11 protein-coding genes and 1 riboswitch are annotated in these 15006 nt (G+C 61.3%); of the genes, 6 read left to right on the top strand and 5 right to left on the bottom strand.

From position 1 onward, the window contains the following. The first annotated feature begins 75 nt into the window (after positions 1-75). The 4 genes from DCC24_RS06640 (at position 76) to DCC24_RS06625 (ending at position 5272) form a co-directional block, all read left to right on the top strand. Complete coding sequence (locus DCC24_RS06640; RefSeq protein WP_110099141.1) at positions 76-1635, top strand: class I adenylate-forming enzyme family protein; 1560 nt, start codon at positions 76-78, stop codon at positions 1633-1635. Positions 1636-1667: 32 nt separating this feature from the next. After that, positions 1668-2750: a phosphotransferase family protein gene (locus tag DCC24_RS06635; RefSeq protein WP_110099140.1), complete on the top strand. Its 1083-nt coding sequence runs from the start codon at positions 1668-1670 to the stop codon at positions 2748-2750. Positions 2751-2782: 32 nt separating this feature from the next. Continuing rightward, positions 2783-4129 (top strand): MFS transporter, encoded by a 1347-nt coding sequence (locus DCC24_RS06630; RefSeq protein ID WP_110099139.1) that lies wholly within the window; start codon positions 2783-2785, stop codon positions 4127-4129. Between the two features lie 438 nt (positions 4130-4567). Next, complete coding sequence (locus tag DCC24_RS06625; RefSeq protein ID WP_110099138.1) at positions 4568-5272, top strand: heme oxygenase (biliverdin-producing); 705 nt, start codon at positions 4568-4570, stop codon at positions 5270-5272. Between the two features lie 17 nt (positions 5273-5289). Here the strand turns inward: DCC24_RS06625 and DCC24_RS06620 are convergent, their stop codons facing one another. The 4 genes from DCC24_RS06620 to DCC24_RS06605 form a co-directional block, all read right to left on the bottom strand. Then, positions 5290-6189 (bottom strand): siderophore-interacting protein, encoded by a 900-nt coding sequence (locus DCC24_RS06620; protein ID WP_110099137.1) that lies wholly within the window; start codon positions 6187-6189, stop codon positions 5290-5292. A 33-nt stretch (positions 6190-6222) separates the two neighbouring features. Continuing rightward, entirely contained in the window at positions 6223-7608 is a 1386-nt protein-coding gene (locus tag DCC24_RS06615; protein WP_110099136.1) for an NtaA/DmoA family FMN-dependent monooxygenase, read from the bottom strand. After that, positions 7608-8957, bottom strand: a complete 1350-nt coding sequence (locus DCC24_RS06610) for an acyl-CoA dehydrogenase family protein (RefSeq protein ID WP_233492007.1) — start codon at positions 8955-8957, stop codon at positions 7608-7610. The genes DCC24_RS06615 and DCC24_RS06610 overlap by 1 nt, the downstream gene beginning before the upstream one ends. 11 nt (positions 8958-8968) lie before the next feature. Next, positions 8969-9067, bottom strand: a riboswitch (SAM riboswitch). An 89-nt stretch (positions 9068-9156) separates the two neighbouring features. After that, complete coding sequence (locus DCC24_RS06605) at positions 9157-10536, bottom strand: NAD-dependent succinate-semialdehyde dehydrogenase (RefSeq protein ID WP_110099134.1); 1380 nt, start codon at positions 10534-10536, stop codon at positions 9157-9159. A gap of 157 nt (positions 10537-10693) precedes the next feature. Here DCC24_RS06605 and DCC24_RS06600 point away from each other — a divergent pair, with 157 nt between their 5' ends. After that, on the top strand, positions 10694-11440 hold the full coding sequence (locus DCC24_RS06600) for a hypothetical protein (protein ID WP_110099133.1): 747 nt from the start codon (positions 10694-10696) through the stop codon (positions 11438-11440). Positions 11441-11453: 13 nt separating this feature from the next. Then, entirely contained in the window at positions 11454-12893 is a 1440-nt protein-coding gene (locus DCC24_RS06595) for an MDR family MFS transporter (RefSeq protein ID WP_110099132.1), read from the top strand. 93 nt (positions 12894-12986) lie between these two features. On the opposite strand, the gene DCC24_RS06590 is transcribed toward DCC24_RS06595, so the two are convergent. After that, positions 12987-14981, bottom strand: a complete 1995-nt coding sequence (locus DCC24_RS06590) for a BCCT family transporter (RefSeq protein ID WP_110099131.1) — start codon at positions 14979-14981, stop codon at positions 12987-12989. Positions 14982-15006 lie beyond the last annotated feature (25 nt).

The raw sequence follows: 15006 nt of genomic DNA, 5'->3' as shown, positions 1-15006 counted from the left end.
CTAAACGTGATATAAATTACATTATGCACGACCGAGCGAACGATCGGTCGGACCTGTTGGAGGGACAACACACACATGGATATCAACACCACGTTGACGCAGCTGTGGCGCCAGCGCGTCGCGGACGAACCACAAGCGATCGCACTGACCGATCACACCAACGATTACACCGTTGAACGCACCGAGGACCTGACGAACGCTCTGGGAAGCTATTTTCAATCTCGAGGTGTCGAGACCGGGCAACGGGTGGGCATCCAGTTGCAGAACACCGTGAGTTTTCCGCTGTGCATGCTCGCGCTGTGGAAGATCGGGGCCACCCCGCTGATCCTGAACACCATGTACGGTCAACACGAATTGGCCGGCATTCTCCAAGACTCTCAGGCCGTGGGGCTGGTGTCCTCGGAGACCACCGGTGCCGAGACCGCCACCTGGGGGTTGGCCGGCACCACACCGTGGGTCGTTGCCGCTGATCTCACTGACCCCAGCGACCCCGACCTGTGGCAGGAATTGGAGACTTTCCTGGGCACAACCCCCACCGCGCCGGAGATCACCACGGACAGTGCAGCGCTACTGACCTATACCTCCGGAACGACCGGACCACCCAAGGGGGCCCTGGCGACCCACCGCAACCTCGTGGCGGTCGCACTGACCTTCCCGCAGCTGATCCACCAACAGCCCGGCGACGGTGTGCTGGCCGTGGCCCCGCTGTTTCACATCACCGGTGCGGTCGGCAGTGCCACCGCGACGCTCACCGCAGGTCGTGGAAAGCTGATTCTGCGTGGCCGGACCCGTACCGAGGTGGTGCTGGATGCGCTGCGGCGTGGCGATGTCAACCACATGGTGGGCTCCATTACCGTCTACAACGCGCTACTGGATGCCCCGGGCGTGACCGAAGAGGATTTCGCTACGCTCAAGTCGACCTATACCGGTGGTGCCCCGGTGCCTCCGGCGACCTTGCGTCAGTTCGAGGATCGTTTCGGCCACTACATTCACAACGTCTACGGCATGACCGAGACCAGCTCGGCGGTGATCGGTGTCCCGCTCGGTGAGCGGGCCCCGATTCATGAAGAAACCGCCAGCCTGTCCATCGGTAAGACGATGCCGGATGTGGCAGCTCGCATTATCGGCGACGACGGCCAACAGGCCCCCAACGGCACACCCGGGGAATTGGTACTCCAGGGCCCCTCGTGCATTGACCACTATTTAAACAATCCCGAAGCCACCGCCAGCACCATTCAAAACGGCTGGTTATACACCGGTGACATCGGCATCCTCGACGACGAGGGCTGGATCTACATTGTCGACCGGCGCAAGGACCAGATCAATGTCTCCGGCTATAAGGTCTGGCCGCGCGAGGTCGAGGACGCCATCTACGACTACCCCGGCGTTAAAGAAGCTGCGGTCGTGGGCGTTGCAGACCCGTACTCCGGAGAGAAAGTCATCGCCTTCATCTCCGTTCAGGAGGGTCAAGCCCTCGACCCCGAGGACGTACGGGCCACGGTCCGCCAGAAGCTAGCGGCTTTCAAGGCCCCCAAAGAGATACACCTCCTCAACGACCTGCCCAAGACCCCGACCGGCAAGATTCAGCGTCGTGTGTTGCGCACGCAGTACACCGCTGAGCCCACCACCAGCTAACACCTCACCTGCCACCAGACCAAGGGACACTGATGACCAACACTACCCCCCTTATTGATGTTGTTCAGACTCCGCAACAGGCCCGCGATCTGCCCGAGCCACCACTGTTGATTCGCTCCACCGTGGAGAGTTTCTTGGATCAGCACGATATTGGCCAGGGCGGCCTGCAGATCACACGGATCGGCGAAGGCCAATCTAACGCCACCTTCCGGATTCAGCGTGACGGCGCCGATGTGATCTTGCGTCGCGGACCGCGACCGCCGATCCCGCGCTCAACCCACGACATGATTCGGGAAGCCCGCGTGCAATCAGCCTTGGCCACCCGCGGATTTGCGGTGCCCACGATCCGCGCGGTGGAAGAAACCGGCGATCTGTTGGGCGTACCGTTCTACATCATGGACACCCTCGATGGTGATGTCATCACCTCAGAGCTACCCGAACGCTTCGAATCCGACGACGCCCGGCGCCAGATCGGATTTGCCGCAGTGGATGCTCTGCACCAACTGCACAGCCTCGATGTCTCGACCGAACCGCTGGCATCTTTGGGACGGCCCGAGGGCTATTTACAACGCCAGATCGAGCGCTTCACGCACCTGTGGCCCCAGCAAACACAACGAGATATTCCGCTGGTCGATGAGCTATCGCAGTGGCTTGGCCGGCATGTGCCCACCACTCAACGGCACAGCGTCATCCACGGCGACTATCGCATTGGCAACCTGATGTATTCACCCAGCACTACACCTGAGATCCAGGCGGTGCTGGACTGGGAAATGGCTACCCTCGGAGATCCGCTTGCTGATCTCGGCTACTTCGCTGCCACCTATGCCAGTGGCAGTGATACTCCCACCGTCATGGAACTCACACCGGTCACCCGTCAACCCGGTTTCCCCAGCCGCGATGAACTCGTGGCCCACTATAACCGAGAGTCCTCTCTCGACCTTTCCCAGCTGAACTGGTACCAGGTACTAGCTCTGTGGAAATCCGCTATCTTCTGTGAAGCGATCTACACCCGATTCCTCAACGGCGAAGCACCCGACGATCCGAGCTTCGCTGCGGGTCTGAAGCACGGAGTGCCCGCCCTGTTGGAATCCGCCCATCAATTCACCACCGCATAGGTCCTGACTTTTCGAGAAAGTCGGTAACCGTCATGACGACGACCACCACCCTGCCCAAAGAACCCTCACCCACCCAACCCACCCAAGCAGCCCCGAAGAAATCTCTGATTGCTTCCACCTCCGGCCAGCTTTTGGAATGGTACGAATGGAGCGCCTACGCGGTCTTCGCGCCCTTTATTGCCGGGGCTATGTTCGATGACAGCGATCCGGTGTCTGCACTCTTGGCCACCCTGGCTGTTTTCGCGGTCGGATTCCTCGTCCGCCCGCTGGGTGGCATCCTGTTCGGTGCCATGGCCGACCGCAAAGGCCGCAAAGCGGTCCTGATTATGACCATGCTGACTATGGCCACCGCCTCGGTGCTCATCGGCGTCTTGCCCACCTACGAAACCATTGGCGTGTGGGCCTCGGCCGGTCTTTTGCTCCTACGCATCGCCCAGGGCTTGGCCCACGGCGGTGAGTCAGCAGCGGCTAACTCCTACGTTGCTGAAATCGCTCCCGCCCACAAACGCGGACAGTGGTCCTCGCTCGTATTTGTCACCATCTTCGGTGGCTCCGTGCTGGCATATAGCGTCGGTGGCGGTATCTCGGCGGTAGTGGACGAAACTGCTCTGGCAGCATGGGGATGGCGCATTCCGTTCGTCTTGGGTGCAATCCTGGCCGTTGTCGCTCTGCTGTTGCGTCGGAACATGGCTGAATCCGCCGTCCACGAGCAGGCGCATCACGAAACAGACGAGACACCTGTTGCCCCGGCACAGGCCAGCGCGCCAACCACGATGCAGCTCACCCCGCGCAAATTCTCCCAGACCAAAGCTATTCTGCTCATTATCGGTATGGTCAGTGGCGCTACCGCCGCCCACTACACGTGGAGCTCCTACGTTTCAACCTACGCCATCGTGGAACAAAGCATGGAGCCCACCCTGGCCTATACGGCCAGCGTCGGCGCGCAGTTGATCGCTCTGTTCTCGTTGCCATTCTGGGGACGCCTCTCCGACCGCATCGGTCGCCGGCCGATTATGGCAACGTTCGCCGTGCTGATGATCATCACCCAGATTCCGCTGAAGAGCATGATCTCGGATAACCCCTGGAGTTTATTCATTGCGGCCACGATCGCGTTGTTGATCGTCGGAGCAGCCGGTGCGTTGCTGTCCTGCATGATGTCTGAAGTCTTCCCGACCAAATTCCGTACCCGCAATATCGGTCTGGCCTACTCGATTTCGGTGGCCGTCTTTGGTGGATCAGCTCCCTACCTCAACCAGCTGTTCATCTCCATTGACATGTCCTGGCTGTCGAGCTTCTACATCATCGTCCTCTGCGTGGTGACCCTGTTTGCTGTGCGTCTGTTGCCCGAAACCCGTGGCATTGATTTGAATAAGGTCTAAAACGCCTCCGTTGATACCTCGGGTGGGCCACAGCTGCCGTCGAGGTATCCACGGACCATCTCGATTAACAAACCAGTGGCGGAGAATCCTGAGGAATTCTCCGCCACTGTTGTGTGCCGAGAACTCTCGGCGACGGGTCCACCCCACCTTGGGACCCGGGTCTGCGGGAGAGCCGTGCGATGAGCATGAGGGGCGTCTCACCGCGTGCCAACGTCTAACAGATTAGCTTACCCTGACTGAATTACTAACGCCGTACAGTGGTAATTTATGTCACATCTGGTTAAGATGGCCAATTTTCCAGGGAAACGACTTCATTTTTGTCAGACCCGGTGATGAAAATGTCAGCAGAACCCGATAGTCTCGTCCCTATTACTTCACTCACAAAGGGTAGCCTTCCTTAGCACCCCGCTCCCGATCTTGCGAAAAGAGGCCGCTGCTATGGACATCCACGCCGCGACGACATCTGCTGACGATGTGCTCTCCACCAGAGTCCGCCAGCTGACTCGCGAGGACCACTCGCAGGCAGAAAATTCGGCGTTCATCACCGAGCTAATGTCAGGAAAACGCTCATTGCGCGACTACGCACTGCTGGTGTGTCAGTACTTTTACATCTATGGCGCCCTGGATACCGCGGTAGAGGCATGCCGGGAATCCGCGGGCAACGAAGCGTTCCGGGCCCTGTTCGATCCGAACCTGGATCGACGCGATGCCTTGGCAGCAGATCTGGAGTCCTTGTTGCCCCTGACTGACTGGGACGCGCCGGCTGCTATGACAGCGACCACCGATTATGTGGCCCGGATTGTTCGGGTCTGCGATGATCCGGTCCGACTCGCGGCTCACCATTACTTGCGATACCTGGGCGATTTATCCGGCGGGTTGGCCATCGCCTCGCTGGTCCGTCGGCACTATCAGGCTCGTGACGATCAACTACACATGTATACCTTCGCCGCTATTCCAAAACCGAAGGTCTATAAGGATCACTACCGTGCCAACCTGGATGCCCTCAAGCTGGATCAGCAGGACCGCGAGGCTTTTATCGACGAGACCCGGCGCGGGTTTCAGTTCAACCAAGCAATCTTTGAGGACCTCTTCGACTACACCCAGGCACATCCGGTGCGGCACTGCGCCATGGAGGGTCGCTGACCGTCCGACGAGACGGGCTACTGCTGTTCGGCCGGGTAAATCTGCCCAATCGGCTCGCGTTTTTCCGCCTGGAACGCGTCTTCGACCCGACCGTAGGCCCAGTAGGCCGACAGCGACAGTTGTGCCCGGGATAGCCCGCGCTCGTCCATCAAATACGCGCGGAGCTGCTTGATCACTTCGCGCTCGCCGTGCACGAAGGCCTGAATACTGTGTGGGGCGTTGCGCAGGTAGTCGGCCGTGAGCTTCTTCGGCCAGGCCACATCGCGGACTGCCTCGGTCAGCATCGCGGTCTGGGGTGTGAAGGGACCGCCCCGGTGCAGGTAGCGTACTTGAACACCCTGCGGTGCCACGATGGCAAATTCATCATCGGCGCCGGCGACCTCCAGCAACGCGACTCCGCAGGCGGCCGGATTGGTCTCAGCCAGTTCGGCCAGAGACGCCGCGATGGCTGGTAGGGCGGCTTCGTCTCCGGCCCAAAGGTGCCACTCGGTCTGCGGGTTAGGAGTGTATTGTCCGCCGGGGCCACTGAACTGAACGGGGTCCCCGACCGCAGCGCGTGTGGCCCAGGGGCCGGCCACTCCGGCATCACCATGCAAGACAAGATCGACCTGAAAGGTCTGGGCGACCGGGTCGATGGAGTGCACCGAGTAGGTCCGTCGCACCGGGAGTTGGTGCTTGGGTAGCTCAGCGCGTAATGCGTCCAGATCAAAGGGTGGCTTCAACCCCAGGGAGGGATCCGGCGGTAAGAGCAGTTTGATGTAGCGATCTGCGGAGTGGGAATCGTGGGCCAGAAACTGCTCGAAGTCTCCCCCACCGAAGGTCAGTCGGATGAAGTGTGCGGAGAGTCGTTCGGTGCCGACGATTTCCATCAGGTGGGTCGGTTTTTTCGTGCGCGCTGGCCGGGCTTTTTCAGACATACCACTACCCTAACCTGGGTAGGTTACCCTTCACTAGCGCACGGAGTGCCGGTAGCTGGTGGCTCGGTGATCGGCGGCGGTGTGCGGACCGGCGTTGAAGAACTGTTCGCGTAGGGTGCGCGGGGTGTCCTCGGGTGCTGGGGAGGCTAGCTGTCCTCGCTGAGCTAGCACCGGGGAGACGTAGGCGGCGAAGCGCTCCAGATCTGCCGGTCGCACCGCACCGGAGATATTGAACCCGTCGATGTCAGCCACCGTGGCCCAGTGCTCTAGCTGGTCGGCGACAGTCTCTGCGGATCCGACTAACACCGGGCCACGCCCGCCCAGGGCGACGAATTCGGCGAGGTCCTTGACCGTATAGGCACTGCCACCGGTGGCTTCGGCCAGCGTGGTCATCGCCTCCAGGGCGGAACGGTTGGCCTCGGTGGTGACGTATTCCAGCGTGTCGTCGGGGTCTGCCTGAGCCAGGTCCACACCGGTCCAGCCCCCGAAGAGTGCCAGGGCCCCTTCGGTATCGACGTAGTCCCGATAGGACTCCCAGCGGGCGATGGCGTCCGCATCGGTGGCGCCGGTGACCACGGTGGCCATGGCGAAAATCTTCACCGCGTTACGGTCACGATCACGGGCTTGGAGTCCGTCACGTAGCTCATCGACCCAGTGGCGGACCAATTCGGGTGTGGCGCCGATGAGGAAGACGGCTTCGGCATGGTCGAGGGCGAATGCTCTGCCTCGCGGGGAGGCGCCAGCTTGGAACAACAACGGGGTGCGTTGCGGTCCGGGGTGGGTCAAGGCCGGGCCGGGAACCGTGAAGAATTCGCCCCGGTGCTCGGCCGGGTGGATTTTCTGCGGGTCGACGACCACGCCGGCGTGAGCGTCGTTGACCACTGCGCCGGGCTCGACGGAGGATTCAAACAGCCGGTACATCACCTCCATGTATTCATCGGCGCGATCATAGCGTTGATCGTGCGGGATCTGCTGGGCGAGTCCCATGTTTTTGGCCGAGGAGTCCTGGTAGGAGGTGACGATATTCCAGGCCAAACGTCCTGCGGTGAGGTGGTCCAGGGAGCTCAGTCGGCGGGCCAGCAGGAACGGGTGCTCATAGGAGACCGAGGCGGTCACCCCGAAACCAAGGTGACGGGTGTGGTCGGCCATGGCCGAGACTGCCGACAGCGGGTCCAGCAACGGGTACTGCAGGCCACCGCGATAGGAGGTCTCGGCCGATGCCCCGTAGACGTCATAGACACCGAGCACGTCGGCCAAAAATAGGGCGGAGAATCGGCCTCGTTCCAGGGTTTCGGCCAGTTGCGTCCAGTACTCCAGGGTGTCAAAGGCCACGATCCGGGACTCGGGGTGGCGCCACAGGCCCGGGGATTGGTGGACCGGGACCATCATCTCGAAAGCGTTGAATAGCAGGGGTTTCATCACGCGTGCTCCTGGGGTGTCTGCGTCTGCGAGGAGTTGCCGGTGGGGGCATCACCGATGGCGTTGAGCCCTTCGGGGGCGGTGCCATTGACCAGCCAGTCCCCGATCGCCCGGGCACGGAAGACGATGGGGTTATGAGTGGCCACGGTTTGGGCGTTGCGCCAGTGCCGGTCGAGGTTCTTAGAGCGCAATGTGTTCGAGGCGCCACCGGTCAGGAACAGATCGGAACAGGTCTTGATCACGATCTCGGGGACCGTGACGTGCGCATTGGCCACGGCAATCTGGGCGGTGATAAATTCCTCGGGGACCTCGGCATGGGCGTTGTGCATCTGGCTTCTCGCGGCCAACGCCTCCAGGGCGCTGTCTAGGGATCTGGCGGCTTCGATCACGGTGGCGCGGGCGGTGAAAGCCCCGGCACTGAGGCGCCCGACGGTTTCGAGGATGAGCGGATCGTCACGGTAGGGCACGCCCAGACCGGTGTTGAAGGTGCGTTTGCGGTGCCGGACCCCAGAAGTGGCGTCGTGGACTGCAGCAGCCCCGATGCCGGCGGAGACGGCCAGTAGCACCAACTGGAAGAAGGTCGCTTCATGGTGTGCCTCGGGCGAACCGGGGACACGTGGTAAGACGTGGGTGGCCGGAACAGTGATGTCGGTGAATCGTGCGGTACCGGTGGAGGTCAGGCGTTGACCGAACCCGTCCCAGTCATCGAGGAGCTCTACCCCGGGATCATTGACCCCGACCACCGCGAATCCGCGACCTTCTTGGGCAGATCCGTCGGGATTGTAGAGGGTTGCCGACACCCGGGTGTGACTGGCGAAAGCCGACCCGGTGGCGTAGTACTTCGTGCCGTTCAGGATCCCGCTACCGTCGGGGTGTAACGAGAGCGAGGTGTTGAGCGTGCCCAGGGTGTTCCCGCCGATTTCGGTGGAGGCGTTCCCGACGGTGACCCCGGACAGCAGTCGCTGAAACCACGCTGCTCGTTGCGGTTCAGGCAGAAAATACAGGGATTCGGTGAATCCGGCGTGGGAGCGGTATTGGTGGGCGATATTCGCATCGGCGGTGGCCAGATCAATCAGCAACCGCGTGAAGGTTTCGATGCTCACCCCGGGGCCGCCGTATGCGGTGGGGACCCGCAACACACTGAAGCCGGCCTGGTTGAGCTCGCGGATCTCGGCGAAGGGCAAAATGCGTTGCTGTTCCCGCTGGCTAGCACCAACGGCGATCGAGTCAAACAGTGGGGCGAAATAGTCTTTCAGGCTGTGATAGTCCGAGACGGTCGGAACATGCGGGGCCACGGGGGTGGCCGAGATTGCGACGTCGTCGTGAAATGTCCGGGCAGAAGGCGACACAGCGAAGGTCCTTTCCATCGGAACTGGCATTAGCACCTGGGTGGCCTGAACGGCACCCCTGGTTGCTGTGGCGTCATCGAGCCAGCTCTCTCAGCCACTCTGGATGGTCTGGGCCTCACTGTAGTCAGTGACCATGTCACATCACAGGTCATTGAGAAATGTGACGTGAACTACTCGCCCTGCCAGGACTGGTGCAGGGTTAGTTCTTGCTGTATTTCACCAACCGGACGTTGACGAACTCTTTGATGCCGTACGGTCCCAGCTCACGCCCGAAACCGGAGCGCTTGACACCGCCGAAGGGCAACTCTGCGGCGGTGGTGGAGGTTTCATTGATGAACACCTGGCCGGTGTGGATCTGATTTCCCACCTCAGCCGCGCGCGCCGGGTCGGAGGAGTGGACGGTAGCGGTCAAACCGTAGGGCGTGTCGTTGGCGAGCTTGATGGCTTCTTCTTCACTTGCCACCGAGTAGACCATGGCCACCGGGCCAAAGAGCTCTTCGGAATAGGCCCGCATCTCGGGGGTGAGCCCGGTGAGCAGAGTGGCCGGGTACCAGGCCCCCTCGCGGTCTTCGGGCGCCCCTCCCACGTGTGCGGTCGCACCGTGGTCGATGGCGTCGCGGACCTGAGCGTCGAGATTCTCCAACGCTTGCTGGGAAGACATCGGTCCCATGGCCGTCTCCGGTTGGGTGGGGTCGCCCAACCGGACTTGTTCCACGGCGGTTTTCAGTTGTTCCACAAAGTCGTCGTAGAACTCCTCGAGCACAATGAGGCGTTTAGCCGCGTTGCAGGCCTGGCCGGCGTTACCAAACCGCGAGGTGGCAGCCAGCTCGACGGCCTGGGGCACGATGTCGCGGTCAAGCACGATGAAGGGGTCGTTACCACCCAGCTCAAGCACCACTTTTTTCAGGTGTTTACCGGCGGTCTCGGCCACCGCTGCCCCCGCCCGGTCAGAGCCGGTCAGAGACACACCCTGGACCCGCGGGTCGGGAATAACTCGCTCGGCGATCTGCTCGTTGGAGGCGTAAATATTGACGTAGGCGCCCGCGGGGAATCCGGCCTCGTGGAAGATCTGCTCCATCACTTCGGCCGATTCCGGACACTGCGGAGCGTGCTTGAGCACGATGGTATTTCCGGCCATCAGGTTCGGCCCAGCAAAACGGGCGACCTGGTAGTAAGGGAAATTCCAGGGCATGATGCCCAACAGCACACCCACCGGGTCGTATTGCACTTTCGCCTGACCACCGCGAGCAACTGGGAGTTCTTCATCGGCGAGGAACTCCGCGGCGTGATCGGCGTAGTAGCGGTAGATCGAGACCGAAATTTTGACTTCAAACTCGGCTTGGCGGACCGGTTTACCCATCTCCCGGGTGATGATCGAGCATAGCTGGTCGAGACGCTCTTCGTAGAGATCGGCAACGCGGTGCATCCACTGGGCGCGTTGCTCAAAGCTGGTGTTCGCATAACTTGTGAAAGTCTCGGCAGCTAGGTTTACTGCTTCGGTAATTTGTTCGTCGGTTGCGGTGGGGTAGGTCTTTTCAACAGCGCCGGTAGCGGGGTTAGTCACTGCATAAGTCGTCATACCCCTAACCTACGGCGCGAGTGTGGCAGATCACAATACCTGGGGGGGTCGAAAACCACGAAACCGCGGCCGGGACCAGAGACAGGCGAAAGGCCCCCGCAGTGAGTAGCCTAGAAGAATCTCCCCGGCACGACGTCTATTGACAGGATGATTCCCGATGCTTTTCTCCACGCCCGCGCTCGCCGCGCGGTACCGCTCGGTGGCGCTCGCCACCCTGGTCAGCCTCAGCGCCCTGGGGTTGACCGGTTGTGGTGGCGAGGACGACCCGGGATCCGGGCAGGCCCAAGATCCCGCCACAGCGATTCCCTCCGATCAAGCACCGGAACCCCGCGAGGAATCGATTGCCCTGGCGAACCAGGTCGATGAGACCCTGCAGGAGGCGATGGTCTATACCGGCGAAGAAATCTGGGGCGACCGGTGGCTCGTGGTCGATTCACTCCGGGAGGTGTCGGACCCAGACCAGTGTCAGCAGGCAACACTCTCACAGCTCGAGGGTGCTATGGACTCAACGGATCCTGCAGTCTATGCCCAGGTTGACGGCGAGACTCAGCTTGATGAGACGGCCTCGGTCGAAGAACTCGATCTGGTCGAGTTCAGCACCGATGCGGATCGCCGTGAACGGGTCGAGCTCGAAGAAGCTCGAGAGACCGACTGTGTGAATGAGGAGATGACCGAGATCGAGGACGACACCGTCTCCGCCGAGGCCGGTGAGGTTTCCATCCGAGAGGTGGTCGTCTCGGATTTCCTTACGGCCCGGACCGCTGAGCTGGAAACCGGTGGCACCTGGCTTCGGTACCGGTCGGTGTATCCTTCAGCCACCGATCCTCAGGACGGGATAGCATTCGATGCCTGGGCCGAGTCGGCCAGCGAACGCATTGACGAGATCTACACCGCGACGCGTTAGGAGTACGGCCAGCATGTCATCACAGCACTCCGAAACCACCCAGACCCCAGGAGCATCCTTACCACCGGGCGCTGTGGGGGTGCTGGCCATGTTGGCGCTGGGCTCGTTCGTGATGATCCTCAACGAGACCATCATGTCGGTGGCCTTGCCGGTGCTGATGGACGAATTTCAGCTCACCCCGGCCACCGTCCAGTGGCTCACCACCGCGTTCATGCTCACCATGGCCGTGGTCATCCCCACCACCGGCTGGCTACTGACCCGGTTGCCGATCCGGGTGGTGTTTGTCATCTCCACCGGGTTCTTCGTCCTCGGCACACTGGTGGCCGCGACGGCACCTGTCTTCGGACTACTCGTCACCGGTCGCGTCATCCAGGCCGCGGGCACCGCGATCATGTTGCCGTTGTTGATGACCACGGTGCTCAACGTAGTGCCGTTGCACTTACGCGGGCGCACCATGGGAGTGGTGTCGATCATCATCGCGGTCGCTCCGGCGGTCGGGCCGACCGCCGGCGGTCTGATCCTGCATGCGTTGAGCTGGCGGTGGATGTTTTTGATCATTCTGCCGATCGGAGTGTTGGTGGTGCTGTTGGGGCTGTGGCGGTTGCGTAACGTGACCGAGACCCGCAAGGTGCCGCTGGATGTTTTTTCGGTGGTGTTGTCAGCGATCGGTTTTGCCGGCGTGATTTATGGACTGAGTTCTATCGGTGAAGCTGCCACCGGACATGCGGTCCTCCCGCCCTGGGTGCCACTGGTCATCGGCGGGGTGGCGTTGGGGATCTTCACACTACGACAGATCTCCTTGCGGGATATCGCGCTGTTGAATCTGCGGGTATTCACCGTCCGCACTTTCACGCTGTCCACCATATGCGTGTTGATTGCCATGGTGGGGCTGTTCGGCGTGATCGTGATTCTGCCGATCTACATGCAGGACATTCTGCACTTCTCCGCCCAGGACACCGGGCTGGCCATGCTCCCGGGGGGCCTGGTGATGGCCGGTTTGGGATGGCTGGTGGGCCGGGCCTATGACGCTGTCGGTGCCCGGGTGCTGTTAATCCCCGGCGCCGTGGTGGTTTCGGTGGCGATGTGGCTGATGACCACCTTCGATGCCGACACCGGGCTCGGTAGCTTGATCGCCACCCACGTGGTGATGTCGATCGGGCTAGCGGCCCTGATGGGGCCACTGTTTACCTCAGCGCTGAACTCGCTGACACCACGGCTGTATTCTCACGGCTCGGCGGTGATCAATTCACTGCAACAGGTCGCCGCTGCCGGTGGCACCTCACTGTACATCACGGTCATGACACTGGCCACCACCCTCGGGGTGCGCTTGGGCCAGGATCTTGCAACGGCTGAGATGACCGGTATTCACAACGCGCTGCTGTACGGAGCGGTGCTATCGGTGGTCACCGTGGTGCTGGTGCCGTTTGTACGGACACCGAAACCGCAATCCTAGCAACCGGCCCGGGTTCTAAGGGCAGAATGCCCATCAGAACCCGGGCCATGGTGGAGTGCAACACCTACCGCGCCGGACGAGTCGCGCTCGCGACTACTCGCGGTCGTCCCGGTTCTTGTCGTCCCGGCTCTTTTCGTGCCGGCGTAGCCCAATTCCGGGCAGGTTGAATCGGGACGGACGCGTTCCTGGAGCCGGCGAGGCGGGGTCTCTGCTCTTCTGGTTGAAGATCCCGCGGGTGGCCTCCAGCCGGTAATCGATCCAGTCGTCAATGTGGCTGGTGAGCTGTTCGGGGAAGTCCCACTCGTAGTCGTCAGCCATTCTGCTGGCGAACTCATGGTAGCGGTCATCCAGCTTGCTACGTTCCACGCGGGCGTAGTCGGCGCGCAGACAACGCACCAAAGACCAGCACATAAACAACAACACCACAGAGAATGGCAACGCGGTGGCCAACGCGGCGGCTTGCAAAGATTCTAATCCGCCGGCCAGCATGAGACCGATAGCCAGCGCACCGGCAGCGGTGGAGAACAACACGCGCGACCAGATCGGCGGGTTGGGGTGGCCGCCCGAGGAGAGCATGTCCATCACCAGGGATCCGGAGTCTGAAGAGGTCACGAAGAAGATGGTGACCAACAGGATCCCCACAATGGAGAACAACATCCCCAAAGGCAGGTCGCCGAGCACGTCGAAGAGCACCCCTTCGGGGCTGACTTCGCCGTCTTCGACCAGGTCACCGGCCCCAAAGAGCTGGCGGAAAATCCCGGTGCCGCCCAGCACGCCGAACCATAAGAAACCGACCAGCGGCGGCACCAGGAGCACACCAGCAATGAACTGGCGCACGGTGCGACCGCGGGAGATTCGGGCGATGAAGATACCGACGAAGGGTGCCCAAGACACCCACCAGCCCCAGTAGAACAGGGTCCAGGACGAGGCCCATGCGGATCCGTCTTCCCCGGTATAGGTGGCCACGTCCAGCGACATTTCGAAGAAGGTGGCCAGGTAGACGCCCAGCGATTCCACGAGGTTCTGGAAGATGAACAGGGTCGGTCCCATCAGCAACAGTGCGATCAGGACCACGCCGGCCAGACTGAGGTTGAAGTTCGACAGCCACTTCATTCCGCGTCCCACACCGGAGACCACAGAGAGTGTGGCGATGAACGTGATGACCACGATGAGGATGACCAGCAGAACAGTATCAGCGGTTTCGACGATGCCGATCTTTTCCAGACCGGTCCCGATCTGTTGCACGCCGAGGCCCAGTGAAGTGGCCACACCGAAGATGGTGCCGAACACGGCCAGGATGTCGATCACGTCACCCAGAATGCCTTTAACACGCTCCCCCAGCAGAGGTTCAAAAACCCAGCGGATCGAGACCGGACGCCCACGCCGGTGAATGGTGTAGGCCACGGCTAGGCCAATGATGGCGTAGACCGCCCAGGGGTGGATGCCCCAGTGCACGAAGGTTTGGGCCATGGCTTGCTTGGCGATGTCGGCTTCGCTGCCTTCCCAGCCGGGTTTGGGTTCCACGGTGGCAAAAGTCAGCGGCTCACCGACGCCATAGAAAACCAACCCGATACCCATGCCGGCGGCGAAGAGCATACAGAACCAGGACAGCAACCCGTGGTCGGGCTTGTCTTCAGGGGAACCGAGCTTTAGTCTGCCGTATTTCGACAGCCCAAAAAACAGGGCAAAGCCGATGAAGACCATAATGCACAGTACGTAGTACCAGCCCAGGGTATCGACGATCCAGGTCTGGATGGCGTTCAGGACTTCACCGGTCGCGTCCGGCAAAAAGATACCGCACAGTGCCACGGCAATGACGATGATAGTCGATGGCCAGAACACGTGCGGGGCAATCATGCCCCGGCCGATCTTCACACCCTGCCGTCTCAGCTTGGCCACGATGCGGCTATCAGAATCATGCTCGCCAAGCGACATGTACTGGGGCAAGGAGGCGGTCTTATCGATTTCTTCCGCTTCGGTTTCTTCGGTCAGCACCGATCCCTCACCGGATGTCTCGGTGGTCGTCGCCCCCGCGGACTGAGCCGTGGGTGGCTCGTCTGGCTCGTCTGAAGGATCATGATTCGACATGCGATGGTCACTCCTTAGATCGTCA

This window comes from Auritidibacter sp. NML100628 (assembly GCF_003185985.1).
In the GTDB taxonomy this organism is placed as follows: Bacteria; Actinomycetota; Actinomycetes; order Actinomycetales; family Micrococcaceae; genus Auritidibacter; species Auritidibacter ignavus.
The sequence above is the reverse complement of the archived record's forward strand: the minus strand, read 5'-3'. Positions and strand labels throughout refer to the sequence as shown.

What these genes read in the sequence shown, in the direction of transcription:
- DCC24_RS06635 (WP_110099140.1), top strand. Translation starts at nt 1,668, where the DNA reads ATGACCAACACTACCCCCCTTATTGATGTTGTTCAGACTCCGCAACAG.
- DCC24_RS06595 (WP_110099132.1), top strand. Translation starts at nt 11,454, where the DNA reads ATGTCATCACAGCACTCCGAAACCACCCAGACCCCAGGAGCATCCTTA.
- DCC24_RS06605 (WP_110099134.1), bottom strand. Translation starts at nt 10,536, where the DNA reads ATGACGACTTATGCAGTGACTAACCCCGCTACCGGCGCTGTTGAAAAG.
- DCC24_RS06590 (WP_110099131.1), bottom strand. Translation starts at nt 14,981, where the DNA reads ATGTCGAATCATGATCCTTCAGACGAGCCAGACGAGCCACCCACGGCT.
- DCC24_RS06600 (WP_110099133.1), top strand. Translation starts at nt 10,694, where the DNA reads ATGCTTTTCTCCACGCCCGCGCTCGCCGCGCGGTACCGCTCGGTGGCG.
- DCC24_RS06620 (WP_110099137.1), bottom strand. Translation starts at nt 6,189, where the DNA reads ATGTCTGAAAAAGCCCGGCCAGCGCGCACGAAAAAACCGACCCACCTG.
- DCC24_RS06615 (WP_110099136.1), bottom strand. Translation starts at nt 7,608, where the DNA reads ATGAAACCCCTGCTATTCAACGCTTTCGAGATGATGGTCCCGGTCCAC.
- DCC24_RS06630 (WP_110099139.1), top strand. Translation starts at nt 2,783, where the DNA reads ATGACGACGACCACCACCCTGCCCAAAGAACCCTCACCCACCCAACCC.
- DCC24_RS06625 (WP_110099138.1), top strand. Translation starts at nt 4,568, where the DNA reads ATGGACATCCACGCCGCGACGACATCTGCTGACGATGTGCTCTCCACC.
- DCC24_RS06640 (WP_110099141.1), top strand. Translation starts at nt 76, where the DNA reads ATGGATATCAACACCACGTTGACGCAGCTGTGGCGCCAGCGCGTCGCG.